At 60.1% G+C, this 24,785-nt stretch carries 24 protein-coding genes and 1 pseudogene; 20 read left to right on the top strand and 5 right to left on the bottom strand.

Annotated features, from left to right (window positions below; genetic code table 11):
• Positions 1-261: 261 nt before the first annotated feature.
• From QZ498_RS14935 to QZ498_RS14945, 3 genes are all read left to right on the top strand, one after another.
• Positions 262-1,284, top strand: a complete 1,023-nt coding sequence (locus tag QZ498_RS14935; protein ID WP_294623644.1) for an IS110 family transposase — start codon at positions 262-264, stop codon at positions 1,282-1,284.
• 400 nt (positions 1,285-1,684) lie between these two features.
• Positions 1,685-2,149, top strand: a complete 465-nt coding sequence (locus tag QZ498_RS14940) for a cytochrome c (protein WP_294623646.1) — start codon at positions 1,685-1,687, stop codon at positions 2,147-2,149.
• A gap of 494 nt (positions 2,150-2,643) precedes the next feature.
• Positions 2,644-3,405 carry a sulfite exporter TauE/SafE family protein gene (locus QZ498_RS14945; RefSeq protein ID WP_294623649.1) on the top strand — a complete coding sequence of 254 codons (762 nt, stop codon included), beginning with the start codon at positions 2,644-2,646 and terminating at the stop codon, positions 3,403-3,405.
• A 190-nt stretch (positions 3,406-3,595) separates the two neighbouring features.
• Here QZ498_RS14945 and QZ498_RS14950 read toward each other — a convergent pair whose 3' ends face one another.
• Positions 3,596-4,369, bottom strand: coding sequence for a ZIP family metal transporter (locus tag QZ498_RS14950; protein WP_294623651.1), 774 nt, complete (start codon positions 4,367-4,369; stop codon positions 3,596-3,598).
• Positions 4,370-4,443: 74 nt separating this feature from the next.
• Complete coding sequence (locus tag QZ498_RS14955; protein ID WP_294623652.1) at positions 4,444-5,427, bottom strand: zinc-dependent alcohol dehydrogenase family protein; 984 nt, start codon at positions 5,425-5,427, stop codon at positions 4,444-4,446.
• A 483-nt stretch (positions 5,428-5,910) separates the two neighbouring features.
• On the opposite strand from QZ498_RS14955, the gene QZ498_RS14960 reads away from it, so the two are divergent.
• The 15 genes from QZ498_RS14960 (at position 5,911) to QZ498_RS15030 (ending at position 19,140) form a co-directional block, all read left to right on the top strand.
• Positions 5,911-7,077: a site-2 protease family protein gene (locus QZ498_RS14960; RefSeq protein ID WP_294623654.1), complete on the top strand. Its 1,167-nt coding sequence runs from the start codon at positions 5,911-5,913 to the stop codon at positions 7,075-7,077.
• 50 nt (positions 7,078-7,127) lie between these two features.
• Positions 7,128-7,778: a phosphoribosyltransferase gene (locus QZ498_RS14965; RefSeq protein ID WP_294623656.1), complete on the top strand. Its 651-nt coding sequence runs from the start codon at positions 7,128-7,130 to the stop codon at positions 7,776-7,778.
• A gap of 172 nt (positions 7,779-7,950) precedes the next feature.
• Positions 7,951-8,169: a dodecin family protein gene (locus tag QZ498_RS14970; protein WP_294623658.1), complete on the top strand. Its 219-nt coding sequence runs from the start codon at positions 7,951-7,953 to the stop codon at positions 8,167-8,169.
• 24 nt (positions 8,170-8,193) lie between these two features.
• Positions 8,194-9,939, top strand: a complete 1,746-nt coding sequence (gene acsA / locus QZ498_RS14975) for an acetate--CoA ligase (RefSeq protein ID WP_294623660.1) — start codon at positions 8,194-8,196, stop codon at positions 9,937-9,939.
• Positions 9,940-9,972: 33 nt separating this feature from the next.
• Positions 9,973-10,218 carry an acyl carrier protein gene (locus QZ498_RS14980; protein ID WP_294623662.1) on the top strand — a complete coding sequence of 82 codons (246 nt, stop codon included), beginning with the start codon at positions 9,973-9,975 and terminating at the stop codon, positions 10,216-10,218.
• A gap of 141 nt (positions 10,219-10,359) precedes the next feature.
• Positions 10,360-11,577, top strand: coding sequence for a thiamine pyrophosphate-dependent dehydrogenase E1 component subunit alpha (locus QZ498_RS14985; RefSeq protein WP_294623664.1), 1,218 nt, complete (start codon positions 10,360-10,362; stop codon positions 11,575-11,577).
• 32 nt (positions 11,578-11,609) lie between these two features.
• Positions 11,610-12,578 carry a transketolase C-terminal domain-containing protein gene (locus QZ498_RS14990; RefSeq protein ID WP_294623666.1) on the top strand — a complete coding sequence of 323 codons (969 nt, stop codon included), beginning with the start codon at positions 11,610-11,612 and terminating at the stop codon, positions 12,576-12,578.
• Positions 12,538-12,876, top strand: a complete 339-nt coding sequence (locus QZ498_RS14995) for a type II toxin-antitoxin system MqsA family antitoxin (protein ID WP_294623668.1) — start codon at positions 12,538-12,540, stop codon at positions 12,874-12,876. Before QZ498_RS14990 ends, QZ498_RS14995 begins: the two co-directional genes overlap by 41 nt.
• On the top strand, positions 12,873-13,421 hold the full coding sequence (locus QZ498_RS15000) for a hypothetical protein (RefSeq protein WP_294623670.1): 549 nt from the start codon (positions 12,873-12,875) through the stop codon (positions 13,419-13,421). The genes QZ498_RS14995 and QZ498_RS15000 overlap by 4 nt, the downstream gene beginning before the upstream one ends.
• 30 nt (positions 13,422-13,451) lie before the next feature.
• Positions 13,452-14,015, top strand: coding sequence for a hypothetical protein (locus QZ498_RS15005; protein ID WP_294623672.1), 564 nt, complete (start codon positions 13,452-13,454; stop codon positions 14,013-14,015).
• Positions 14,016-14,048: 33 nt separating this feature from the next.
• A complete protein-coding gene (locus QZ498_RS15010; protein WP_294623674.1) occupies positions 14,049-15,479 on the top strand; it encodes an MBOAT family O-acyltransferase in 1,431 nt (476 codons plus the stop codon).
• 11 nt (positions 15,480-15,490) lie between these two features.
• The gene (locus tag QZ498_RS15015) at positions 15,491-16,462 is read left to right on the top strand and encodes a hypothetical protein (protein WP_294623676.1); all 972 of its coding nucleotides are present in this window, start codon (positions 15,491-15,493) and stop codon (positions 16,460-16,462) included.
• A gap of 595 nt (positions 16,463-17,057) precedes the next feature.
• Positions 17,058-17,921, top strand: coding sequence for a hypothetical protein (locus tag QZ498_RS15020; RefSeq protein WP_294623678.1), 864 nt, complete (start codon positions 17,058-17,060; stop codon positions 17,919-17,921).
• A gap of 40 nt (positions 17,922-17,961) precedes the next feature.
• Complete coding sequence (locus QZ498_RS15025) at positions 17,962-18,456, top strand: rhodanese-like domain-containing protein (RefSeq protein WP_294623680.1); 495 nt, start codon at positions 17,962-17,964, stop codon at positions 18,454-18,456.
• 132 nt (positions 18,457-18,588) lie between these two features.
• The gene (locus QZ498_RS15030; protein WP_294623682.1) at positions 18,589-19,140 is read left to right on the top strand and encodes an Hsp20/alpha crystallin family protein; all 552 of its coding nucleotides are present in this window, start codon (positions 18,589-18,591) and stop codon (positions 19,138-19,140) included.
• Positions 19,141-19,219: 79 nt separating this feature from the next.
• Here the strand turns inward: QZ498_RS15030 and QZ498_RS15035 are convergent, their stop codons facing one another.
• Positions 19,220-21,979: a cation-transporting P-type ATPase gene (locus tag QZ498_RS15035; RefSeq protein ID WP_294623684.1), complete on the bottom strand. Its 2,760-nt coding sequence runs from the start codon at positions 21,977-21,979 to the stop codon at positions 19,220-19,222.
• A gap of 487 nt (positions 21,980-22,466) precedes the next feature.
• Here QZ498_RS15035 and QZ498_RS15040 point away from each other — a divergent pair, with 487 nt between their 5' ends.
• Positions 22,467-23,219: a Crp/Fnr family transcriptional regulator gene (locus QZ498_RS15040; RefSeq protein WP_294623686.1), complete on the top strand. Its 753-nt coding sequence runs from the start codon at positions 22,467-22,469 to the stop codon at positions 23,217-23,219.
• 70 nt (positions 23,220-23,289) lie between these two features.
• Here QZ498_RS15040 and QZ498_RS15045 read toward each other — a convergent pair whose 3' ends face one another.
• Together QZ498_RS15045 and QZ498_RS15050 are read right to left on the bottom strand one after the other, a co-directional pair.
• Entirely contained in the window at positions 23,290-23,739 is a 450-nt protein-coding gene (locus tag QZ498_RS15045; RefSeq protein ID WP_294623688.1) for a CBS domain-containing protein, read from the bottom strand.
• A gap of 173 nt (positions 23,740-23,912) precedes the next feature.
• Positions 23,913-24,074, bottom strand: a complete 162-nt coding sequence (locus tag QZ498_RS15050; protein WP_294623690.1) for a hypothetical protein — start codon at positions 24,072-24,074, stop codon at positions 23,913-23,915.
• Positions 24,075-24,166: 92 nt separating this feature from the next.
• On the opposite strand from QZ498_RS15050, the pseudogene QZ498_RS15055 reads away from it, so the two are divergent.
• Positions 24,167-24,785 (top strand): annotated as a pseudogene (locus QZ498_RS15055) (IS6 family transposase); the annotation flags it as partial.

The following is a 24,785-nucleotide window of genomic DNA, read 5'->3' on the forward strand; positions in this document are numbered from 1 at the left end:
CCACCACGCCGATGCCGCGCCGCAGCTTGACCAAACCGGCCATTCATCCATGGCGCAGCATTTTCAAAGGATGATGGTTGGCAACGCGGGACTAAACCGAATTCGCGATATCTTTCCCATCGGCCGCGCCCAGCCCAGAGCGGATCCAAGGCCCCAGACGCCGATTTGCGATAGCTGATGGGGTGGATGGCTCCTGCTTCAACCGGCGTCGCAATGCGCCATAATGCAGGTGTCTAAATCTGCTTTGAGAGGAGCCACCCCATGCAAGTTACCACAATCGGCGTTGACCTGGCGAAGAACGTTTTCCAAGTCCATGGTATCGCAGAGAACGACGTTGTGTTGTTCAACAAGCCCCTGAGACGGGCACAGTTTCTGCCGTTCTTTGCTAAGTTAGAACCCTGCCTGATCGGCATGGAGTCTTGCAGCAGCGCCCATCATTGGGCCCGCGAATTGACGGCCTTAGGCCACGAGGTGCGTTTGATCCCACCGATGTATGTGAAGCCCTACGTCAAGCGAGGTAAGTCAGATGCAATCGACGCCGAGGCAATCTGTGAAGCCGTGACACGGCCCACGATGCGCTTTGTTGCGATCAAAACGGTTGAGCAACAAGCTTTGCTGTCGCTTCATCGGGCTCGCGACCTATTGGTCCGTGAAAGGACGCAGCTGATCAACGGCCTACGTGGCCTGGTTGCTGAGTTCGGTGTCTACATCCCCAGAGGACTGGCCCGCGTGATTGGGTTTGCTGAGGATATCACACTGGGTGAAGTGCTCGACTTGCCAGACATCGCCAATGAGGTGATCCGCAACCTGTCAGAACAGTTGATGGCATTGCATAAACGGATCCGATGGTATGAAGAGCGCCTCAAGCAAGTGGCCAAAGAAGATGCGCGTGTCCGTTTGTTGCGCACAATACCTGGCGTCGGCGCGGTGACGGCTTCTGCGATCATCGCCAGCATCGGCGACGGGCACCAGTTCCGCAATGGCCGGGAGTTCGCCGCCTGGCTGGGCTTGACGCCTGCAAATAAATCCAGCGGAGGCAAGGAAAAGCTGGGGCGGATCACCAAGATGGGCGACCAGTATTTACGCTCTTTGCTTGTCGTCGGCATGACATCACTGGTCCGACAAACACGGTCCCACCCCGAACGTGCCAGCAAGTGGCTGACGTCACTGCTCGAACGCAAACCCGCCCGTGTCGCAACTGTCGCCATGGCCAATAAGACCGCCCGGATCGTCTGGGCTGTCCTAACCCGCGACGAACCCTACAGCCCCCGTGCGGCAGTCTGAGAAGAAAGGAACAACGAGTTAGCAAGACCTGCGAGATGATGGTGCATAAGTCTGCCGCCAAAACCAAGACACTCCGCCGAATGTCCCGGGCGTCATAGCCCGCTAAGCTGTAAGGAACTTGGTTTGCGGAACCCATCAGGGCCAGCGGTCAAAACCGCGCAAACAGGCCGGACACATGACTGCTTCTGACAAATGCACAAATCAAATCAAAAATGTCTTGCTATGCAGGAGCCATCCACACAGGACATTCGCTGCGCGGATCACGAAGTGATAAGACGCGGGACAAACCAGCCTATCGCGGTTGCGACGAAATAAGAGCCGCCGATTGACCAGTGTTAATGAGCTCGGCGGCATGGTGCATCAGCTTCCCATTATTCTTTAGCGAGGAAGGAGAATTGACATGGCATATTTGCCAAGAATGGTGGCAATGGCCCTTGTCGTGGCAGTCTATGCCGGCGGCGTGCCGTTGCAGGCTCAGCCGACCTATGACCCCGAGACACGGGAACCCGTGGTAATCAGCCCGACGGATTGGGAATTCAACAATTCATGTGCGTCTTGCCATGGTGAGGACGGCAAGGGAGCCGGGTTCTTGACCCGTGTGTTCCGCGGTGTAAACCCCGGCGACCTGACCCGTTTGGCGGCCGACAATGGCGGTACGTTCCCGGTAGAGAGGGTATATTCTGTGATCGACGGGCGCGCCGAAGTGGCTGCCCATGGCGAGAGCAAGATGCCCGTGTGGGGCGACCGCTACATGACGGCAGCAACAGGCCAATGGGGCCCCGACGAGCTGAACGAGTTGCGGGTGAGAAACCGGATTTACGCGCTGGTGCATTACCTCCAGTCAATTCAGGTCCCGGCCGAGTGAAGGCTGCGCGCGGGCCTCAAAAAGCTACTCGGCGGCGAGCCGGAAGCGGTGACACCCGATAATGGCACCCTCACAAGCCACGAAGGTTCGGCTTTGCATGGTCAAGGAAAACGGCGCGGTGATCGTTTTTCGTTTCCAGACGTCTGTGACGTCATAGTGTTGGGAAGTAATGCGCCGGGTCACGACACTTCAAAATTGCCAGTTTGGTGCGACTACTTCATGGCGGAAAAATGGAGGATCGTGGTACGAGCGAGCCGAAACCTATTTGCATGACCGCGAGACGCGCTCTGGCGGTCACATATTATCTCGAACCTATCCAAGACGAAATCGCCGAACGGTACTATTTCCAATCACACAAAACAAAAGTCACGCCATTTTTTGAGTAAGTATGAACATAACAATTGCTTTGAATAAATGTGGAACCGGACGCACTCTATTCACCACTTTGAGAGCTTGTGTATTGCCGTTTCAGAACACAAAATCGCGGGTCACTAATGGAAGATCTTCTACTTCTGCCCGTTCCAGATCTGATTTGGTATGCGGCGGTACTTTTTGCGGCATCGTATATACGCGGCTTTTCCGGATTTGGCTTTACGGCAGTCTTCCTGACCGGTCTGGCGTTCAATTTGCCGGTTGTCGAACTCGTACCTTTGTCCATTGCGCTGGAGGTGGCCGCCTCCTCGGGACAGGCGCGCGGCATTTTTCGTGATGTCAAATGGCGTGAGCTTGGTATCCTGCTGGGAACCGGCCTCGTTTGCACGCCAATCGGGATATATTTTCTTGGGTACTTTAACGATCTGACCCTTCGCATCGTCGCGTTGGGTCTCATTTTTTTATCCAGCTTGATTTTGGTCTCTTCGCATTTGCGACCATTGCGGTTGTCTTTCGTTTCCTACGCGATAGCGGGATCTGCGATCGGCATCGTGAACGGTGCGGTGGCCCTCAGTGGGCTGGTACTGGCCTTGTTCTTCAGTCTGTCAGATGAACGCGCGGCACAGATGCGCGCGACGATGATTGCCTACCTTTTCGCCGCCGATCTCTGGACCCTCACGCTTCTTGCCGGATCGGGGTACTATGATACCATCGCGTTAACGCGTGCAGCGCTCTCCCTGCCGATTCTGGCATTGGGCGTCTGGTTGGGTTCCCGACACTTCGCATCGGCGCGTCCAGCTTCCTACAGAAAAGCCGTTTTGTGGCTGCTGCTTTCCTTCAGTGCCATTGGCCTTGCATTGATTGCCTTGATTGAACTGGCCTGACTTGAACAGATCAGGGCCACGCTGATCCGTAGTCCGTCTGGGCGTCCTGCGGTGGCGCAAGGCGCAGGTGCTCGGCCCAACGTCAAAACCTGCGAACCAAGCAAGGCTTTTGCGATGCGCGCGTTAGAGTCTTGTCACAAACCAAGCCATGCCCGCACGCTTTCCCAGTGCGTCTTCTGATGCCTTGCCGCTATGCGAGGGCAACATCCAGTAACATCATCAAAGCGAGCCCGGCGAGCAGTCCAAGCGTCGCAATCTTCTGGTGGGCGTGACTGTGAGTCTCGGGAATGATTTCGTGACTGATCACGTAAATCATCGCTCCGGCCGCCATTGCCATCCCCCAAGGCAAAAGAGCCGCCGAATAACTTACCGCGATTGCACTGAGCAAACCGGCAGCGGGTTCCACCGCCCCGGTAAGTGCGGCGATGATAAAGGCGTAGGAACGAGAATACCCTTTGGCGAGAAGTGCGACGGCGACGGCCAGGCCTTCTGGGGCATTCTGAAGCCCGATGCCGAAAGCAAGCTTGCTGCCGGCAAGAATGTCTCCGGCACCGAAGCCCACGCCGACCGCCATTCCTTCCGGCAGGTTGTGAAGCGCGATGGCGATGACAAAAAGCCATACCCGCTTGATTTCCGCTGCCTCCGGCCCTTCCCGACCGGTTACGAAGTGCTCGTGCGGCAATCGTTCGTCAAGAAACAGGATGACAGTCGCTCCCAGTAATAGCCCGCATGTCACTATGGCCGCGGGAATGAAACCCGGGCCATAGTGATCCGATGCGATTTCGATACCGGGCACAAGCAACGAGAAAAACGAGGCCGCGAGCATAACCCCTGCAGCAAAGCCCAAGAGTGCATCCGTCGTGGCCGGTTTGACCGTATGTCCGAAAAGCACTGGCAACGCACCGAATGCAGTCATTGCTCCGGCCGCCAGACTGCCAAGGAATCCCAATAAAACAAGGTTCATTCAGTCAAGTCCCTCAAAAACATATCTTTGGTTCACGGCGCAAGCTGTGGGGCTGCCGCAGCGACGTCTTGGGATTACGGGATCAATACCGCCGCGCCCTGAAGCCGCCCTGACCTCAGATCATCAATTGCCTGGTTGGCGCGCTCCAATGGATAAGAAACCGTCTGCGTCTTCACTTCTGCTTCCTGCGCCAGCGGGAAGAACTCGTCACCGTCCGAGCGCGTCAGATTTGCCACTGACAGGATCGACCGCTCCTCCCAAAGGTCCGCATAGGGAAAGCTGGGGATGTCGGTCATGTGGATGCCACCGCAAACCACCCGACCACCCTTGCGAACCGACTTTAGTGCTCTCGGCACAAGGGCACCGACGGGTGCGAATATGATCGTGGCATCAAGGGGTTCCGGGGATGGAGCCGTAGAAGCACCGGCCCATACTGCCCCAAGGCTTTTTGCGAAAACCTGTGCGGCGTGGTCGTTTTCCCGCGTAAATGCATAGACCTCGATGCCCTTGTGCCGTGCGATCTGGCAAAGAATATGGGCTGCGGCCCCAAACCCATAAATCCCGAGTTTTCGTGGATCGCCGCTGTTTTTGTAGGACCGATACCCTATGAGACCGGCACAAAGAAGTGGCGCCAGCGATGCGGCCTTTACCTCTTCGGAAAGCGAGAAGACGAACCGTGCATCGGCGGTGCAAAGCTCTGCATAGCCTCCGTTGATCGTGTAGCCCGTGAAGCCGGGTGCGTCGCAAAGGTTCTCACGCCCGCTCCGACAGTAGTCACATGTGCCGCAGGTGCGACCCAACCAAGGGACACCCACCCTTTGGCCGGGCTTGAATCCCGACACATGACTCCCGATCCGTTCGACACGCCCGACAATTTCGTGGCCCGGGATCAAAGGGAGTTTCGGCTCTTTCAAGTCCCCGTCAATGACGTGAAGATCAGTCCGACAGACACCGCAAGCCTCAACCCTGATTTGCACCTCGCCCGCGCCGGGTAAAGGATCAGCCACTTCAGATAATTTGAGCTGTGGCGACGTCCCGTCGAAGACCATTGCCCGCATTCCGAACCTCCCGAAGCTTTGGTCGATTGGTCCTTGCACCCTACTATGGGCGCCATTGGGCGGCCTTGATCGAAATCAGCGGTGGGCGACCAGAACGGGCAGTTGCGCCCCGCGCCGGGCCGCCTCGTCCACGCTCAGGTGACTGCGGGTGTCGTGCGACACCTGCCGCGGCAACCGATAGGCGCGTTGCTTGTGAGGCCGCCCGGCGCGAAGTCTGCCACACAAGCGACAAGGGATTGATAGGTGCTGACCCTGAGGCGTTCCGCCTTTGACCTGATGCATCAGCGAAAGGCGACAAGCGGGCGACGATTTGGCGTTGCACTGCATTTCGCCAACAGCTGCAAGTCAGGCTTTTCGCGAAACGTTTTAACCTGCGTAATCCGCTGCACGTCGGATTGATTGATCCCGGTTAACGCTTGGACGATCCTGCCGGTGTAGGGCAAAGCGGCACACCGCAAGCCACGTAGCGAAGGATACGAGGAAATGTTCGGCAAGAAGATCGGCCTGTTTTCCATTCTCGGCTTCCGCGTCAGCCTGGATTTCACCTGGTTCTTTCTGGCCATCCTGATTGTCTGGTCGTTGTCACGTGGGTATTTCCCGGCGGTCATCGAGGGGCTGGATCCCAATACCGCGCTTGTCCTCGGCATCGTCGGGGCGCTTGGGCTGTTCTTCTCGATCATCTTCCACGAATTCTCGCACGCGATCGTGGCACGGCAATTCGATATCCCCATCGCCGGAATCACCCTTTTCATTTTCGGTGGGGTCGCGGAATTGGAGAAGGAACCGCCAAGCGCGAAATCTGAATTCCTGATGGCGCTTGCAGGACCGATCGCAAGCTATGTGCTGGCGATTGCTTTCTACATTATCGCCGGGCTGTTGCCCGACGCCACCGCAGGGGCGCCGCTGGCGGCGGTGTTTTCATATCTCGCCGTGATCAATACCATTCTGGCGACATTCAACCTGCTTCCGGCCTTCCCGCTGGATGGGGGCCGCGTATTCCGTGCGGCGATCTGGGGGTGGACGGGCAATCTGCAACGCGCGACCAAACTGGCGGCTGGGACCGGTCGCATTTTGGGCACCTTCATGATGGTGCTGGGCGTCTTCAGCATCATCAGCGGCAATTTCGTCGCGGGGATGTGGCAGGCGCTGATCGGGCTGTTCATCATCGGCGCCGCGCGGTCCTCGGAGGTCCAGATGGTCATGAAGACCTACCTGGATGATGTGCCAGTACGGCAGCTCATGGTGGGCAACCCCGTAATCATCCCGGCCCATATGCCCATTGATGAAATCATCGAAGACTACTTTTACCGCTTTGGGCACAAGGTTTTTCCGGTCGTGCGGGGTGAGGTTCTTTTGGGATGGGTCCGGCTGGAAGATATCGGGAAACTGGCGGTCAAGGAGAGGGCGCGCCTGACCGCGTTCGATGTTCTGTCCCGCGATGCGCTCGACAGGACAGTGTCACCCGACAGCTCGGTGACGCATGCGATGGATATCATGCGAAAGCACAACACCAGCCGCCTGTTGGTGACCAGCAATGGTAAGTTGAAGGGCATTTTGACGCTGAAAGACATCATGAACCATGTGGCAGTGCGGCAGGAAATCGGGGCTGCCGGATATCCCGAGAGATCTGCCGAAGACTCCTTCGGGTGACCGAATTCGGGCGACGAGCAACGACCAACAGATATTGTGGAAGAGACCTCATGGATGGATTTCTTAACCGAACCGAAGCTGGCAAGGCCCTTGCCGCAGAATTGGCCGGACGTAGGCTGAAGGATCCCGTGATCCTGGCGCTGCCGCGCGGTGGCATTCCGGTAGGGATCGAGGTCGCGCGCGAGCTTGGCGCACCGATGGATCTTGTGATGGTGCGCAAGATCGGTGTGCCCGGGCAGCCGGAACTGGCGGTGGCCGCAGTGGTCAACGGTGACGACTCACAGCTCATCATCAACGAGAGCATTGCGGCGCATGCCAGGCTGTCGCGCGAGGACATAGAGCACCTAGCGAAGGCGCAGTTGGATGAAATCGCGCGCCGACGGGCGATCTATCTGAAAGGCCGCGCGGCAGTGCCTCTTGAAGGGCGGACTGCCATTGTCGTTGATGACGGAATAGCCACTGGGGCGACGATGCGCGTCTCGCTCAAGGCCGTGCGGCGCCGCCTTCCGGGCAAGCTGATCCTGGCTGTCCCCGTCGCCGCACCAGACACGCTTGGCGCATTGCGTGAAGAGGTCGATGAGGTTGTTTGTCTGCTCGAGCCTCAGCCATTTTTCGGCGTCGGCGCGCATTATGCGGACTTTAGCCAGACATCCGATGACGAGGTCGCCCGACTGATGGATGAAGCGGACGACCTGTCTTAGCACACAGGCCATGACGCGGGTCAACGCAGCTGTGCCTGCAGTCGCCTTATCCCAATCCGGCAGATGACCCCGGGATGCTTGCCGGAGGTTAAAGCAGCGAGCGCCGACCTGCTCTACACTGGATCCGTCCAGTGCTGCAGCGTCGCCGCTGGACTTTGCAAGGAGGATCAAAATGTCTGTACTCAAGGTTGTCGAAGTGCTGGCGGAATCGAACAAAAGCTTCGAGGACGCGGCCCAGTCCGCCGTCACCAAGGCATCGGAGACGGTGCGCAACATCAAGTCTGTCTACATCAAGGACATGAACGCGGCAGTCGAGAACAACAGGATCGTCAGTTACCGCGTGAACGCGAAGATCAGTTTCCTGCTCGAGGATCAGCCCGCCGCGGGCTGAAGCACCTACGGGGGGTAGCAGGTCATGGGCTGGGACACGATCACGAAATCGGCAAACGACAGGGCAAACGCCGCGCTACCCGACACCGAAAAGGCGCGGAAGGATTTTTCCTGGAATGATGCGCGCCAAGAGTTGAGCGGCCTGCCGGGGGGCGGGCTGAACATCGCCCACGAGGCGCTTGACCGGCATGTCGCCGCGGGACATGGCGCGCAATGCGCGATCAGGTGGCTGGGCGCGTCTGGCGAGACACGCGATTTCACCTACGAGCATCTTCAGCGCAATGCCTCGAAATTCGCAAGCGTCCTGACCAGGCATGGTATCGGCAAGGGTGACCGGCTGTTCTCGATGATGGGCCGAGTCCCCGAACTCTATTTCGCAGCACTTGGAACGCTGCGCGCCGGGGTGGTTTTCACCCCGCTATTTTCGGCCTTCGGCCCCGAGCCCGTGCGCACGCGTATGGAGATCGGCGAGGCCAGCGCGCTGATCACCACCGCCGCGATCTACCGGCGCAAGATCGCCTCGTGGCGGGCCGAAATCCCGTCGCTGAAACTGGTGCTGATCGTCGGAGATGACGCCCCCGAAGATTGCATCGCGCTCGGGCCGGAAATGGACCGCGCGCCGGACAGGTTCGAGGTCATGCAAACCGACCCAGAGGACATGGCGCTGATCCACTTCACCTCCGGCACCACCGGGCGGCCCAAGGGCGTCGTCCATGTGCACGAAGCCGTCGTCGCCCACGCGGCGACGGGGCGCTTCGCGCTCGAGTTGCGGCCTGGTTCCGTCTATTGGTGCACGGCCGATCCTGGCTGGGTCACAGGCACATCCTACGGTATCATTTCACCTCTGGTAAACGGCGTCACCATGGTCGTCGACGAGGCCGAATATGATCTGGACCGCTGGTATCGCACGCTTGAGCGCGAAAAGGTCGAGATCTGGTACACTGCGCCGACAGCGATCCGGATGATGATGCGGGCCGGACAGGACGCGGCGGCGGGCTATGATTTCTCAAACCTGAAGTTCCTCGCCAGCGTGGGGGAGCCACTCAATCCCGAGGCGGTCGTCTGGGGCAAGGAGGTGTTCGGCAAACCGTTCCATGACAACTGGTGGCAGTCGGAAACCGGCGGCATCATGATTGCCAACACCGCCGCGATGGACATCAAGCCCGGCTCTATGGGCAAACCGCTGCCCGGGATTGAGGCAGGCATCGTGGAGACCGCAGGCGACGAACTCAGCGAATGCGCACCAGAAGAGGTCGGCGAACTGGCTCTGCGCCCGGGCTGGCCGTCGATGATGCGTGCCTACCTGAATGAAGAGGCGCGGTACGCAAAGTGCTTCCGTGATGGCTGGTACCTGTCGGGCGACCTGGCAATGCGCGATTCCGACGGGTACTTCTGGTTCGTCGGCCGGGCGGATGACCTGATCAAGTCGTCGGGCCACCTTATCGGCCCGTTCGAGGTGGAAAGCGTGCTGATCGAGCATGACGCGGTGGCCGAGGCCGCGGTGATCGGCATTCCCGACGAAACCGCGGGTGAAGTGGTGAAAGCCTATGTCGTGCTCAACCCCGGTTTCGATGCGTCGGACGAGATGGAGCGCACCCTGCGCGGCCACGCCCGTAAGCGGCTTGGTCCGGCGGTGGCCCCGCGTGAGATCGTGTTCCGCCAAAGCCTGCCCAAGACGCGGTCTGGCAAGATCATGCGCCGGCTTCTGAAGGCGCGCGAACTGGGCCTGCCCGAGGGCGATATCTCGACCCTCGAGACAGATGAGAAATGACCACGCCCCTACCACGTAAACTCTGGAGGCCGCATGACCCGCAACGAGATACGAACCGCCTTTGTCGATGAACTGACCCGCATAGCCCCCGATATCGACGGAAAAACCGTCTCGGACAAGGATCACCTGATGGATGATCTGGGACTTGATTCCATGGATATCCTTAATCTGGTGACGGCGATCCAAACACGGCTTGGCGTTTCGGTCCCCGAGACCGATTATCCGCGTCTCGAAACCCTCGAAAAGGCGGTGGAATATCTGGCGGGCAAGCTTGGCTGACAAGCAGGGCGCTCGTTTTTGATCGCCGATTAACACGCGTCAAGGACGTTTCATTCCGCGACGCCTACCCTTTCTTGGATTGAGGACGCAGAGACCGCCCGCATGGCGGATGCTGCGGAACCATTTTGGGAGGAGGCAATCATGACATATGACTTGAAGCCGTCACCGCAGCCCAGCGGCGGCGAAGCACCCAGTTCCGAATCGCGGCGCGGGTTTCTGAAACTCGCCGCGCTTACCGGCGCGGTGGTTTCCACCACCGGAAGGCGTGCATTGGCCACCGGAGATATCGGGTTTTTTGCCAAGGATCTGTCTGACGAAAAACTGATCGATATGTACCGGACGATCCTTCAGATCCGCTGGCATGAACGTACCCAAGCCGACCAGATGCTGAGCAACCCTGATTACCGGGGCTATAACCACTTTTATGCCGGGCAGGAGGCGGTCGCCACTGGCGTCTGCGCCGCGCTACGCAATGACGGTCCGTTTGACCAGATCGATGTCGTCTATTCGTCGCACCGGCCTTCGGGACATGCTATCGCCAAGGGCGTGGACATTCCCAAAATGGTCGCGGAAATGGATTTCCGCGCGACCGGGATGAATGGCGGATATGGCGCCGAGATGCATATCTCTGACCCCTCGGTGGGCTTCATCGGGGCGGACGGCATGATTGGTCCGGCGCCGGTGATCGCGTCCGGTTCGGCCTTCGCCTTCAGAGCGCGCGGGTCGGACCAGGTCGCGGTCGTCTTCGCCGGGGACGGCAACTATGCCGCGCCGCATTTCCACTCGACGCTCAACAACGCGAAGCTGCTCGACCTGCCGCTGATCTATGTGTGTGAGAACAACCTCTACCACCAGTATGCACACTACAGCTATTCCTGTCCTCACAAGGACATCGCCGAAGCCGCCGGTGCCTATGGCATCGAGACCGAGATCGTCGACGGGCAGGACGTGGTCCAGGTCTACAACGCCGCAAAAGAGGCGGTGGATCGCGCGCGCGCCGGGGGCGGCCCGACCTTTATCGAGGCCAAGACCTATCGCTATTACAACCACTGGGGGGCCCCGGGTGCCAAGGCCGGTGAGTTGGGTGCATTCGGGTACGACCCGCTGGCGATCACCTCGTTCCGGCCAGAACGCGAGGTCCGCGCATGGATGCAACGCGACCCGGTAGATATCGCGCGCAAGATCCTTGTTGACTGGGGCGTGGTCGACGAAACCCGGGCCGCCGAGATTGATGAAGAGGTCAAGGCCGAGATCGCCGAGGCTTTCGAATGGGGGCTGAGCCAGCCGCTCTGCGCCCCCGAGGATGGGCTCAAACATGTTTTCGCCGAAGGCACCGTACCCGCCCGCCAATTCGGTTGAGGCGACTGGCGACATTTTGAAAGGACAAGACAATGGCACAGAAAAGCTGGATGTATTCGGTCCTTGAGGCCGTACAATACGAAATGCAGCAAGATCCGGCGATGACCTGGATTTTCGAACTGACCCCGCCGGTCGCGTCGAACCCCAACATGCCCGTGATCAACTTGGAGACCGAGTTCGGGCGCAAGCGCGTGGTCAACACCGGCATCGACGAGAACTGGATGGCCTCCGCCGTGCTGGGTGCCGGGCTGGCCGGGTCGAAATCCGCGACCTACATTCCCTATCAGGGCGCGCTCATACCCTTCCAGGTAATCCAGAACGTGGCCGGGAAGCTGCGTCACAAAACCGGTGGGCTTGCCGAGATGCCCGTGGTCTGGATCATCGAGATGACCGGCCAGACGCCGGGCTTCGGGCAGCAGCATTCCTGCTACGAGGAAGACAGTTACTACATGCATATCCCCGGTGTGCGCACGGTGGTTCCCTCCACGCCATATGACGCCAAGGGCATGATGCACGCCGCTATACGCTCGCCCGATCCGGTGGTCTATCTCTACCCCGCCGGGCTGCGAACCCTAACGCAGGAAGTGCCGGACGATGCCTTTGAGGTACCGCTTGACAAGGCTGCCGTGCGGATGGAGGGCAGCGACCTGACCATTGTCAGCTCGGGCGCGGGCATGCCCGGGGTACTGGAAGCCGCCGAGACGCTGACCGAAGAAGGCATGAGCGTCGAGGTGATCGACCTGCGCGCGCTGAACGCGATGGACACCGAGACCATCGTCAATTCGGTTGCCAAGACCAAGCGGCTTCTGACCGTGGACCAGTCCTACTACACGCTCTGCCCGGGCGCCGAGGTGATTGCTCGCGCGGTCGAGAATGTCGATGGCGTGAAGGTCAAACGCGTGGCGTTCCCGGACGCGCCGCCGCCAGCCTCGCCCGAGATGTTCACCTGGATGCGGCCCAATGCCGAAGGCATCAAAGGGGCGGCCCGTGCTCTTGTCTGACGAGATGCAGCAGGGAAAGCAGGCGCAGCAGGAGCAATGCACCAGTTGCGCCGCGGGTACGCTGAGTCGCGACCGGGTCAGCACCGCCCTCTGGCGCGGAGACGATCTGGTGGTGATCGAGGACATCCCGGCGCTGGTCTGCACCCGCTGCGGCGAGCGCTACTTCGAGGATGAAACCGCGATGGCACTGGACCTGATGCGCGCGGGCAAGGGGGCCGAGGGCTCACCCGCGCGCACCCTCTCGGTACCAGTCTATGCCTATGCGCCACAGGGCCGAGGCCGGGAGGAACAGACATGACACGCCGTGCTGTTCTGCTTGCATTAGCTCCGCTCCTCGCCGTGGCAGGCTGGGCCGCCGAGGAACAGTTCGCATTCATGCCCGATGGTGGCCGGACGATCTTGGCCCGACTGGTGGCGGGGCTGGAGCCCGACACCCGGCAGGCGGTCCTGACACGGGAGGCCGAGGCCGACGACTGGGCTGATTGGGCCCGCGCGCAGGACCCGGAGATAAGCGAGATCGCGGCGAAGACCCTAGCGGGATATTCCGCGCTGAACCTGCCGCTGGCGGATGCGGCGCTCGCCAAGGTGTCGCCAGACGATCTGGCCGATGCCTTGCCACCGGACGGGAAGGACTTGGCGATCGCACAGTGCCAGTTCTGCCATTCGCTGTTCTCGGGTTATCTGATGCATGATCGGGACGAAACCGGCTGGAAGGGCACCTTCAAGGCGCCGTTTCACACCGAAATTCCCATGACCGAAGTCGAGCGCGACACCTTCGCCGGCTATTCGGCCCTGAACATGCCACTGAATTTCGAGGACGTACCGCCAGAGTGGCGGTTCTAAGGACCAACGGCGTGCAGGAGGAGTGACACCATGATCAAACTTGTACCGCGGATCGCCGCCCTGCTGGCTGCTGTCGTACTCGGCAGCTCCGCTGCATCGCAGGAGGACGACATCTTTTCGTTCATCCCCGATGGCGGGCGAAGCCTCCTTGAAAGTATTCGCAGTGAGGGTCTGCCGGCTGACTTCGAGTCCGCGCTGCAGTCGGCAAACGGCGACGCAGCATACTGGCGCGATCTATTGGCCAAGGCCGCCGACACCGCGCCGCAAATCGACGCGCTGGATGACTGGCAAGCACAGACGCTGGCGCAGTATCTGGCCGTGCGCGCCCCGCTGGACGACCCAGACGTGGATCTACCGCGCGACGGTCGCGACATGGCATTGGCTCTTTGCCAGTCCTGCCACATAATCACGGTTACGATCACTCAGGATCGCACGCGCGAGGCTTGGCTAGGGACAATGAACTCGCCAAGTCACATCGAAATCAAAACCACGCCCGAGGAACGCCAGCTTTTGGCCGACTACCTGGTCATCAATGCGGGCATTCCGATTGACCTGATCCCGCCGGCGCTGCGCGCCGGCGGCGCATCTTACTGAGGGTGTGCCACGACCGGCTGACGGGAGGAAGGCATGCTGTTCACATCGCTTGAATTTCTGCTGTTCCTGCCGGTCGGCGTCGCGCTGTTCTGGTGGTTACCAGCGTCATGGCGACTTCCTTGGCTGCTACTGGCGAGCCTTGGGTTCTACGCCAGTTTCGCGATTGCGAACCTTGCTTATCTCGGGGCTATCGCGCTGATCACTCTGGCGGCAGGAAGATACCTGTCCACGTCCAATGCACCGAGGCGGAGACTCGCCCTCGGGGCGGGGATCGCCGCGGTTCTGTGCCTTATGGGAATGCTGAAGTATTACGATCCGCTGGTCGAGGGCATCCCATGGCTGCCCCGGATCGGACTGACTGCTCCGGCGGGTTTTTCCTTCTACGCCTTCACCGCCATCGCTCTCATGATCGACCGCTATCGGATACCGGACGAAACCGCAGCAAGCGCCCAGCAGGATCTGCTCTACCTCGCCTGGTTTCCCAAGCTGCTGGCCGGCCCAATCGAACGCATCGGCCCCTTTACCTCGGAACTAGTCCGCCGCGCGCCCATGAAACCAGTACATTTTGCCTTGGGTGGACAATTGTTCCTGTGGGGATTGGTGAAAAAGGTTGTGGTGGCCGACAACCTCGCCCCCTTCGTCGATCGCACCTATGCGATCCCGGGCTATGCGGTACCGCTGGAACTGGTCATCGCCACCTATTTCTTCGCCTTTCAGATCTATTGCGATTTCTCGGGCTATACCGACATGGCGCGCGGCGCCTCTCAGCTGTTCGGCATCCGTCTATCGGAGAACTTTCGCCGGTCCTATTTCGCGCAGTCGATCAGCGAATTCTGGTCGCGGCGCTGGCACATCTCGCTGGCCGACTGGTTCCGCGACTATCTATATTACCCGTTCATGGGAGGGTCCCGTACCGCGCTGCGGATGTATCTGGGCCTGATGATCGTGTTTCTGGTCAGCGGCATCTGGCACGCCGGGCTGGGCTACGGAATTGGCTGGGGTTTCCTGGCTTGGGGGGCTTTGAATGGCGGGTATTTGTGCGTCGAACGTACCCTCAGCCCGGTCCGGCGGTCCATCCGGGTGCGCCTGAAGGGCAGTGTATTTGTCGGGTTTTACAGCGTTCTCACAACCCTGCTGGTCTTCCACCTCGTACTGGTCAGCTGGGTTTTCTTTCGCGCCGCCAACCTGGGGGACGGGGTGACGGTGATCACCCGCATCTGGGCTGCGCTGCCGGACCTTCCCGGCCTGATCGCCCGCTATCCGTTTACCATTGAGCATGGATTTTTGGCGGCACTCATCGTCGGCCTGCTCTCTGTCGAACTGCTGATGGAAAAGAAAGGCCTGAGAAAACGCCTATCGACGGCACCACGCGCGCTGCGGTGGGCCGCCATCTATGCCGGTCTCTTCGCGCTGCTGTTATTTGGCCGCTGGCAGGGCGAAGCCTTTGTTTACATGCAATTCTGACGGAGTTTCCCATGGATATTGCAGACCGTCCCGTTCAGCCTTTCCCACGGCGTTTGATCGCTGGGTTCGCGGCTTGCTTCTTGGCGCTATACGTCGCGGCGGCAGGGATTGCCGAGGTCGCCGTGGCGCGAAAGGGTGAAGACACGGCGTTTCAGAAACTGCTTGCTTTGAAGGGACAACAGGTCGACTGGGTCGTTCTTGGCGCTTCGCACGCCTTGCCGCTGGCCTTTGGGGATGTTCCCGGACGGCTACAGGCGGAGAGCGACCAGTCGATGGTGATATTGGCCGAGGTCGGTGCCGGACCGCTTTACAACCGTTTTGTCTTCCAACAAGCCTTGCACGATATCGCGCCCCGCCGCCTGCTCTATGTCGTCGATACCTTCGCCTTCACCTCACCGAACTGGAACGAGGCACGGATCAGCGACCGCAAACTCTTGCGGAAAACGCCATTGCGTCTGTCCACAGCCCGTAACATGGCGAAAATCTCAGCTCGCTATGGCACCGACCCGGCCGGTTTGGCGGACTATCTGACCGGTTTTTCAAAACTCAACCCACCCGACCGGTTCCCGCAAGCCGGTTGGGGCGGTGCGGCAGATTTCGACCGCAAGGTCCGGTTGTCCCGGCACGCGGTACAAGGCCGGATCGACTACCTTTACCCCGAACCGCCGCAGGTGAACGCAATCTCCCGCTATCTCGATGTCCTGACAACGCTTTTCGAAGTTGCTAAGGCGCGGGGCATGGAGGTCATCGTGGTCAAGCTGCCACTGCCGGATGCGTTCCGGGCGGCCCTGCCGGACGAGGCCGGTTTTGACCGGCTTTTGCGAGATAGTCTGGAGCCGCGCGGCATCCCCTACCACAATCTGAGCGAGACACTGACCGATCCGGGCTACTTTTTTGATACCGACCACCTGAACCGGCCGGGCGTCGCGGCGCTATACGATGGATACCTGCGGGAGATCCTTGCCCCGGAAACGCCTTCTTGACGCGCGTTAATGCGCGCGCGCCGGAGAGACCGGTATCTTCACAAGGTCCGATAGGGGCAGGCGGCGAACTGCCCCAAGTCTGTGGAGCATGGCGTTTATGGCACATGATCCGGCTATGAAACCCGATAGCACTGCGATGCGCACACTGCTGTTTGCAGTGCTTTGCCTGCTCTTTTCTGCAACCGCTGCCGCGGCTCAGGCCGGTTCCACAATCGGTCGTCCCGACTGTGTCGAACAGACGTTCGGCACAGCGGAAATAGAATACTGGCTCGAAACCGTGAGTGATACGGAGTCATCTCCTTCGACGGATCAGACCCCGTCGGATAAGGGATGCCTGACCTGCCACGGCAATGCCGGACACCTCATAGGGATGGTCAGATCGCCAAAGGCGCCTTCTGAGGATGGATGCGCTTCAGCTCCGTCGCGCCCGCCTTTTCTGGGCTATTTTGTCAACTCGGCTTTCCCCGAAACTATCCATGGACGATTGGGTTGTTCCGGCTGCCATGGTGGCCAGCCTGATGCCGCGGGGCACAGGGCCGCCCATCAGGACCTTCGCGACCCGAACGAGACCTGCACCGATTGTCACGCAAAGATCGTGGCACGACATGACAGCAGCCTGCACAAAACCCTGAACGGGATGGCGCATGCCTTGCAGCTCAGGACCGGCCAGACGGAGTTCGGCTCGCTGAAACCTGTGTGGCAGGCCGATTGCGCAACCTGTCACACCACCTGCGGAGATTGTCACATCTCCATGCCGGATGCCGTGGGTGGTGGGTTGATCAAGGGCCACGAATTCCTGCGGCAGGCGCCGATGGAGGACAGCTGCGCGCTCTGCCACGGATCGCGCGCGGGTGGAGAATACCTTGGTCAGTTTGAAGACTTGGACCCTGACGTTCATTTCGAGGCCGGGATGCATTGCCTCGATTGCCACACCAATGACCTACACGGCGATGGCCGCTTGTATCAATCCCGCTGGCAGGTCGAAGGCCGCGCGCAATGCACCGATTGCCATGACGTGGCATCACGGACGAATGTGCCCGCGCACGGTGATATGCACGCCAAGGTCGCCTGCCAAGTCTGCCACGCCCAGCCGTACCAGAATTGTTTCGACTGCCATACAGGCGAAGAGGACGGACTCTATTTCCGCCGGGCCGGTTCGAAGGACATGACACTGAAGGTCGGCCGGAACACGGCGGAAAGCTATCCCTTCGGGTTTGTGACACTGCGCCACAATCCGGTTGCGCGCGACAGTTTCGATCATTTCGGCACGGCGCTCATGCCCGGGTTCGACGCCCATCCGAACTGGAAAACCGCCGCCCCGCACAACATTCGCCGTGTGACCCCGCAGAACCGCAGCTGCGCGGCCTGCCACGAGAACGAAACCCTGTTCCTGGATCAGGACGATCTGCTGCCCAACGGGCCCGCCGCAAATCGCGACGTCATCGTGCCGTGGCCGTGACATCCGCACCCAAACGAAGCCAGACCGAAGGAGACCCCCCATGACCCGAAGCAACCCTTTCAAACGCATCGCCTGCGCCACCATTGTCGTCCTGGCCTCGGGGACAGGGCCTGCCGCCGCCAACGACGCCGCGCTCAATGCTGACGAGCTGGCCCGCTGGACCACGTCTCTCACTCAGATCCGGGACATGGCGCCGGAATGGGGTGTCCAGGGAGCCGACGCCTTCAAGACCAGCAGCGATGCCGGCGTGCCGGTTTTCTACCTTGATGTGCGCAAGCCAGAGGAATGGGAAAAGGGGGTTGTGCAGGGCGCGGTGAAAATCCGCCTGACCAAGCTGGCAACCGAGACAGGCCTTGCCAAACTGCCTAAGGACAGATCGACCATCATCGCCGTTTACTGCAAGTCCGGCCATCGCTCAGCGCTGGCCCTGCCGCTTCTGCATCAGTTGGGCTACCCGAACGCCATCAGCATGAAAGGCGGCTACGACGGCTGGGTCGCCGCGGGTTATCCGATCACGGGCGCAACCGGCGAATAGCCGGTTTTTCGGCCACCGGCCGCGCCTTCGACTGTCGGATTTACTTCGGTTAAGGCGGCGCCGCTCAACAGGCGCAATAGTGTCTCATCAGAGGAATCGAAAATACCACGATCAACATGAAAGGAGGACAAAATGGCACAAGATCAGGAAACAACCCCTGTGAAAACTGAAGCCGGCGACCCCCGGACCGCTCCCGAGCGGACGTGGCATCCGTTCTGGGAACTGCGCGAGGAGATCGAGAACCTGTTCGATAATTTCTATTCGGGCAACGCCCTTGCGCCGTTCCAGCGCTGGCGCCGTCCGGGAGCCGAGCCAACCGCCTCAAGGCTTTCTGCAGGTGCCTCGATTCCGAAACTTGATGTCATCGACAAGGAAGACGAGGTCAAGCTGGTTGCCGAGCTTCCGGGGATGGCGGAAAGCGACATCGACGTGCAGGTCACCAATAGCACCCTGACGCTGAGCGGTGAGAAAAGGGAGGAAACCGAAAAAGGTGACAAGAAAGGCGACTATTACCTCTGCGAACGCAGCTTCGGGTCCTTTCGCCGATCGATCCGTCTTCCGGAAGGTATCGATCAGGACAAGATCGATGCCAAGTTCAGGAACGGCGTGTTGACGGTGCATTTGCCGAAAAAGCCCGAGGCACAGCACCCCAGCCGCAAGATTGAGGTGAAGGCCGAGAAATAGAGCCCGCCGCCGCTTGAATGCCCAACACCTGGGGGGCGCATGAAGCTTTGCGCCCCCATTTGTCTTTCACGGTTCCGCATCAAAGCGTGTCGCGTCCGGAATCGGCGTTTCCGAAAGCAAGCCGCATCCGCTTTTCCGTTTCGATCAGCACGAAGAAAACGGCACCGATGGCGACGATCAGCAGACCGTCGAAAAGCGGCACGGCCTGTGTGCCGAAGACGGATTGTAAAGGCGGAAAATAGGTTATGGCAAACTGCGCTGTCACGACGGTGCCGACGCAGGCCCAGATCACCTTGGTGCCCCGGACCACCGACCAGCTCAGCGACGTACCGTGGATGTTCCGGATGAAGAACAAGTGGAATAGCTCGAGCACGACCAATGTGTTCATGGCAATGGTCTGCGCGAGTCTCAGGGGATAGCCTTGGTCGAGCGCATAAAAGAACACACCGAATCCCGCCGCCAGAAAAAGCCCCGAGACCAGCACGATGTGCCAGACCAGCCCGCCCGTCAGTAGAGGCGCCCCACGCGGTCGCGGCGCATGGCGCATGGTGCCGGGCTCGGACGGCTCGAAGGCCAGCGCAAGGCCCAGTGTCCCGGCGGTCACCAAGTTGATCCAAAGGATCTGCACCGCCGTCACCGGCAGTGCCAGCCCGGCAAACAGCGCAACGACAATGGTGGCCGCCTCACCGAAGCTGGTGGGCAATGTCCAGCTGATCACCTTCTTGATGTTGTCAAAAACCGTGCGCCCCTCGCGCACGGCAGCAGCGATCGAGGCGAAATTGTCATCGGCCAGAACCAGATCGGCGGCTTCTTTGGCCGCCTCGCTGCCCTTTTTGCCCATCGCGATGCCGGCGTCTGCGCGCTTAAGCGCTGGGGCATCGTTCACCCCGTCACCGGTCATCGCAACGGTTGACCCACGGGATTGCAACGCCTTCACAAGGCGCAGCTTGTGGGCCGGCGAGGTGCGGGCAAACACGTCCACGTCCGCCGCCGCAGCGGCAAGCGCCGTGTCGTCCATCGTTTCCAGATCTGCGCCGGTCAACACGTGTTGACAATGCTTCAGACCGATGGCCGCAGCTATGGCGCGCGCCGTCGCCGCATGATCTCCGGTGATCATTTTCACCGCGATGCCGGCGGCATGGCATTCGGCGACGGCCTCGACCGCTTCACGGCGCGGCGGGTCGATCAGGCCGATCAGACCGATCAGAGTCAGGTCCTCCTCCAGATCGCTTGCGTTCAGGACCGTTTGCTCCGGCGGTACCGCACGCATGGCGATCGCGATCACACGTTGCCCATCGGCGGCAAGCTCTTCCACCATTTCGTGCCAATAGCCGGGGTCGAGCGGCGCCCTGTCGCCATCTGACACGCGCTGGGTTGTGCACATGTCCAGCACGGCCTCGGGTGCGCCCTTCACATGGATGTTGGCGTGTCCGTCGTGATCATGGTCCAGCACGGCCATATAGCGATGCGCCGCATCGAAAGGGATCGCATCGGTTCGGGTCCAATCGGGAAAGGGATCGTCGGTTTCACCTGTGACCTTGCCCGCAAGCGCCAGAAGCGCGCCTTCCATAGGGTCGCCGTCGACACGCCATCCGTCCTCTTCCGCGCGAAGCCTCGCATCGTTGCACAAGGCGGCGGCGCGAGCGAATTCCATAAGGATCTCATGGTCGTCGCCCATCGCACCCTCTTGCCGACGGCGCAACGCGCCCTCGGGGGCATAGCCATCGCCACTGACCGAAAATACCTGTCCGGCCGTGGCGAGAGATGCCGCCATCATCTCGTTGCGCGTCAGCGTGCCGGTCTTGTCGGTACAGATCACCGAGACCGAGCCAAGAGTCTCGATCGCCGGTAGGCGGCGGACGATGGCGTTGCGCCGGGCCATCGCCTGAACCCCGACCGCCAACGTGATGGTGAGCACCGCCGGAAGCCCCTCGGGGATTGCGGCGACGGACAGCGCAACCACTGCCATGAACAGTTCGGCAAACGGCAGGTGTCTGACGAAATAGCCGTAGACCAGCAAGCTGGTGGCAATCAGTAGGATGAATGCCGTGAGCCATCGCGCAAACATATTCATATGGTACAGAAGCGGTGTGGAGAGTGTCTGGACACTTGTCAGCATGTCGCTGATCTGGCCGATCTCGGTATTGCTCCCCGTCGCAACGACCACACCGCGCCCGGCCCCTGACACGACGAGCGTTCCGCTGAACAGCATGGAACTCCGATCACCGATGGCGGCTTGCGCCTCGACCGGGTCGGTCGCCTTGTCCACTGGAACGGACTCGCCTGTCAGTATCGCTTCCTCGGCCCGGATACCCCGCGCCTCGATAAGTCGCAGATCGGCTGGGACGCGACTGCCGGCATCGACAAGGACGATATCACCCGGCACCAGATCGGCGGCGTCAACCGACCTGCGGCGCCCGTCCCGCAAGACGGTGGCGTGCGGCGCCAGCATTTCACGGATCGCTTCCATCGCGCGTTCAGCGCGGCCTTCCTGCAAGAACCCGATCAAGGCATTCACCAGCACCACGGCAAGGATCACGCCGGTATCCACCCAGTGCTGAAGCGCCGCCGTAACCCCGGCAGAAACAAGCAGCACGTAGATTAGCACGTTGTGAAATTGGCGGAGAAACCGCAGCACAGCGCCTTGCCTTTGCGGTTCGGGCGACCGGTTCGGCCCATGAACCTTCAGCCGATGCGCAGCTTCTTGCGAACTCAGCCCATCCGACGCCGCCGCAACCAGCTTCAGCGCATCCGTAGTGGAAACGGAATGAACCGCACCACTCGGCTGCCGCCTCGTTGCTTCGGCTTGCATGGGCGGGGATGCAGGGGGTGTTGCCATTTCTGCGTCAGCGTCCGTCAGATCAATGCCGGGCGCGGGTCAGCTGCCCATTGGTGTCGTCTTCCATCAAATCACCCGGATTGCGAGCGTGCTATTTCATTTCTCCTGACGTAAGGGGTCGAATCGATCCTGCGCGAAGCCTATTCTCGGCGTTCGACCCATTGTCGGCATTAACCTTCGTAAAGGCCAAGCGCGGGAAAACCGGCGGTAGATCGCTGCTCAACATGCGCGCTCATGCCGCAAAGCGTCAGGTCAAAATAGGCCAGCCCATTAAATTCCCCTGATTTTTCGGCCTACACGCACTCCTGCCGTATTTGCCGGGCAATTGGCCCGCGCTGCGGATTGACGCGAGTCAATAGGCCCGTCTCTTGCTGTGCTACACAATCACACGGGCGCGAAAACGGCCAAACCGTTTAGTTGCCGCCCGAAACGGATGAATTCGAAGTTTCCAATCAAGCTGATTCGACGCCGCAAGGAGGATTCCACAGTGTTCGCTGAATATCTCTTCGCAGAATATCCGCATGCCGCCGCAAGGGTGTTTTCCGGAATCGGCGGTGAAGCCGTTCCGCTCATGTTGCAGACAGTGTCCAATCGGCATCCCCACCATTTCAGCAAGGACGCCACGCTGCTTCTTGAAGGCGACAAATGCAACGTCGTGTATTGTGTGCTCGATGGGTGGATCGCCTTGTCCAAAGCGCTAGAGGACGGACAGAACCAGATCATTGATTTCGCGCTGCCTGGCGATATCGTCGACCCGGTCGCGGCCGATGGCACGACCTCATCGGTCACGATCGAGGCGCTGACCGATGCGTCGCTTGCCGCCATATCCTACGGCAGCTGGGAAATCATGATCAGTGAGTGGCCTGAACTGTACCATCTGGCGCATCTGGTAGAGGCCGCGAGACAGGCGCGCCGCGATGAACGGATACTGCGGCTGGGCAAGGGCACGGCCGAAATGCGCGTCGCCTATGCGCTGCTGGAGTTCTGCATCCGGCTCGCCCCGGCCTGCGGGTCGGAATGCCATCAATTCCATATCCCGCTGACACAACAACAGCTAGGCGATTATGTCGGGCTGTCTTCGGTACATGTCTGCAGGACCATGCGTCGCATGGTCCGCAACGGGATTTTGGAGATGCATGATCATATGGACATCCGAATTTTGGATGCCCCGTCCTTGGCCCGGTTGGCCGGTGTCGACATCGAAGAACTCAAACGAGAGATCGTCCCCACCAGAATGTGACCGGGTTCGAAACCAAAACCCTTGTCCACACCATGCGTTCCGGCCATGCAGCAAGGCCGATGCCGACCGGTCAGCGGTGTAGGTCCTTGGTCACCTGACCGCCTCGTGTTTCCACGATCTCGCCCAGCGCTTCGCCCGCCAGATGTTCCGAATACTCCTCGGCGATCCTGTCAACCGACAAGACCCCAAGCAGACGTTTCGCCTCGTCGCAGACCGGCAGGCGGCGAACCTGATGGTCCCCCATGGCGGCGGCTGCATCCTCGATCGTCTGACTGTCGAAGCAGGTCAGCACCTTGGGGGTCATGACGTCCCCCACCCGAACATGCATCGCCGTCTCGTCGCGGCTGACGAAACGCACCACGATATCGCGATCGGTGATCACGCCGACAAGCCGGTCCTCCTCATCCAATACGGTTAGGATACCGACATTCCATGCGCGCATCCTTTGTGCGGCTGTGGCAATGCTGGCAGAGACCGGGATGGTAACCGCAGGCTGTCTTATAATGTCAACTATTTTCATATCAATCACTCTCGACGCAACTCCCGACGACGCGACCGAGCGCGGCATCCGGCCCCGGCGTTGAATCTGCATGCTTGCCAAAGCCCATTTGCGTTTATGACATTACACTCTTGCCCAAAATGCGGGGCATGGCTTTAACCGAGGGCAATCCGCGAGTTTGGAAAATCCGGGGGTCACAACGCGGCGCTGGCGCGGGTCAGGACGCTCTGCAAATCCCCCCGGGCATCAATCCAAACCCAGTTTTCCGCCGCATCGCCAATGGCAATCTGCTTTCGCACCACCGCGGCATCGGCGTCCGAGGCATTCGCCCGTCGCGCCGAGACCCTTGGTACCATGGTCTGCTGGTTCGCCTGCAACCAAAGCCCGGTAAAGGCAGTGTCAGAGGGTTGAACTTGTGACCTCCGCAACCGGTACCTACCCCTCCTGAATGAGCAATCCCAACCCGTTCCGTTACTTCAGAACCAGCCGCGAGGTCATCCGCCTTGCGGTGATGATGTACGTCAGATTTCCGCTCCCACTGCGCAATGTCGAAGATCTTCTGCATGAGCGCGGCATCGACGTCAGTCATGAAGCCGTTCGGTACTGGTGGCATCGGTTCGGGCCGCTCTTCGCGGCCGAGATCAAAAAAACGCTGCGTAGCCGGAATGAAGTCCAGCCGCTGGCGATGGCATCCGGACGATGTGTTCGTGAAGATCAATGGTGAAAGGCGCTACTTGTGGCGGGTCGTGAATCATGAAGGCGAAGTCCTGGAAAGCTTCGTGACGAAGACCCGCGACAAGAAGCCAGCCTTGAAATTCCTAAAGAAAACAGTGCGTAAACATGGCCAACCAGACGTCATCGTCACCGACAGGCTGCGTTCATATGGCGCTGCTCTGAAAGACATTGGTGCGGCGAATATGCAAGAAACTGAGCGCTGGTTGAACAACAGAGCCGAGAACTCTCACCTTCCCTTCCGACGACGAGAGCAGGCCATGTTGCGTTTCATACAGATGCGAAGTTTGCAGAAATTCGCCGCCGTTCACGCCTCAATTTACAACCTGTTCAAT

The sequence above is a fragment of the uncultured Roseovarius sp. genome (assembly GCF_913057115.1).
GTDB lineage: Bacteria > Pseudomonadota > Alphaproteobacteria > Rhodobacterales > Rhodobacteraceae > Roseovarius.

Excerpts from the sequence above, each read along its gene's own strand:
- QZ498_RS14960 (WP_294623654.1), top strand. The coding sequence starts at position 5,911 with ATGTTCGGCAAGAAGATCGGCCTGTTTTCCATTCTCGGCTTCCGCGTC.
- QZ498_RS15015 (WP_294623676.1), top strand. The coding sequence starts at position 15,491 with ATGGATATTGCAGACCGTCCCGTTCAGCCTTTCCCACGGCGTTTGATC.
- QZ498_RS14965 (WP_294623656.1), top strand. The coding sequence starts at position 7,128 with ATGGATGGATTTCTTAACCGAACCGAAGCTGGCAAGGCCCTTGCCGCA.
- QZ498_RS15005 (WP_294623672.1), top strand. The coding sequence starts at position 13,452 with ATGATCAAACTTGTACCGCGGATCGCCGCCCTGCTGGCTGCTGTCGTA.
- QZ498_RS14950 (WP_294623651.1), bottom strand. The coding sequence starts at position 4,369 with ATGAACCTTGTTTTATTGGGATTCCTTGGCAGTCTGGCGGCCGGAGCA.
- QZ498_RS14970 (WP_294623658.1), top strand. The coding sequence starts at position 7,951 with ATGTCTGTACTCAAGGTTGTCGAAGTGCTGGCGGAATCGAACAAAAGC.
- QZ498_RS15035 (WP_294623684.1), bottom strand. The coding sequence starts at position 21,979 with ATGGCAACACCCCCTGCATCCCCGCCCATGCAAGCCGAAGCAACGAGG.
- acsA (WP_294623660.1), top strand. The coding sequence starts at position 8,194 with ATGGGCTGGGACACGATCACGAAATCGGCAAACGACAGGGCAAACGCC.
- QZ498_RS15030 (WP_294623682.1), top strand. The coding sequence starts at position 18,589 with ATGGCACAAGATCAGGAAACAACCCCTGTGAAAACTGAAGCCGGCGAC.
- QZ498_RS15010 (WP_294623674.1), top strand. The coding sequence starts at position 14,049 with ATGCTGTTCACATCGCTTGAATTTCTGCTGTTCCTGCCGGTCGGCGTC.
- QZ498_RS15045 (WP_294623688.1), bottom strand. The coding sequence starts at position 23,739 with ATGAAAATAGTTGACATTATAAGACAGCCTGCGGTTACCATCCCGGTC.
- QZ498_RS14995 (WP_294623668.1), top strand. The coding sequence starts at position 12,538 with ATGCCGAAGGCATCAAAGGGGCGGCCCGTGCTCTTGTCTGACGAGATG.
- QZ498_RS14980 (WP_294623662.1), top strand. The coding sequence starts at position 9,973 with ATGACCCGCAACGAGATACGAACCGCCTTTGTCGATGAACTGACCCGC.
- QZ498_RS14985 (WP_294623664.1), top strand. The coding sequence starts at position 10,360 with ATGACATATGACTTGAAGCCGTCACCGCAGCCCAGCGGCGGCGAAGCA.
- QZ498_RS14935 (WP_294623644.1), top strand. The coding sequence starts at position 262 with ATGCAAGTTACCACAATCGGCGTTGACCTGGCGAAGAACGTTTTCCAA.
- QZ498_RS14940 (WP_294623646.1), top strand. The coding sequence starts at position 1,685 with ATGGCATATTTGCCAAGAATGGTGGCAATGGCCCTTGTCGTGGCAGTC.
- QZ498_RS14990 (WP_294623666.1), top strand. The coding sequence starts at position 11,610 with ATGGCACAGAAAAGCTGGATGTATTCGGTCCTTGAGGCCGTACAATAC.
- QZ498_RS15050 (WP_294623690.1), bottom strand. The coding sequence starts at position 24,074 with ATGGTACCAAGGGTCTCGGCGCGACGGGCGAATGCCTCGGACGCCGAT.
- QZ498_RS15000 (WP_294623670.1), top strand. The coding sequence starts at position 12,873 with ATGACACGCCGTGCTGTTCTGCTTGCATTAGCTCCGCTCCTCGCCGTG.
- QZ498_RS15025 (WP_294623680.1), top strand. The coding sequence starts at position 17,962 with ATGACCCGAAGCAACCCTTTCAAACGCATCGCCTGCGCCACCATTGTC.
- QZ498_RS14945 (WP_294623649.1), top strand. The coding sequence starts at position 2,644 with ATGGAAGATCTTCTACTTCTGCCCGTTCCAGATCTGATTTGGTATGCG.
- QZ498_RS14955 (WP_294623652.1), bottom strand. The coding sequence starts at position 5,427 with ATGCGGGCAATGGTCTTCGACGGGACGTCGCCACAGCTCAAATTATCT.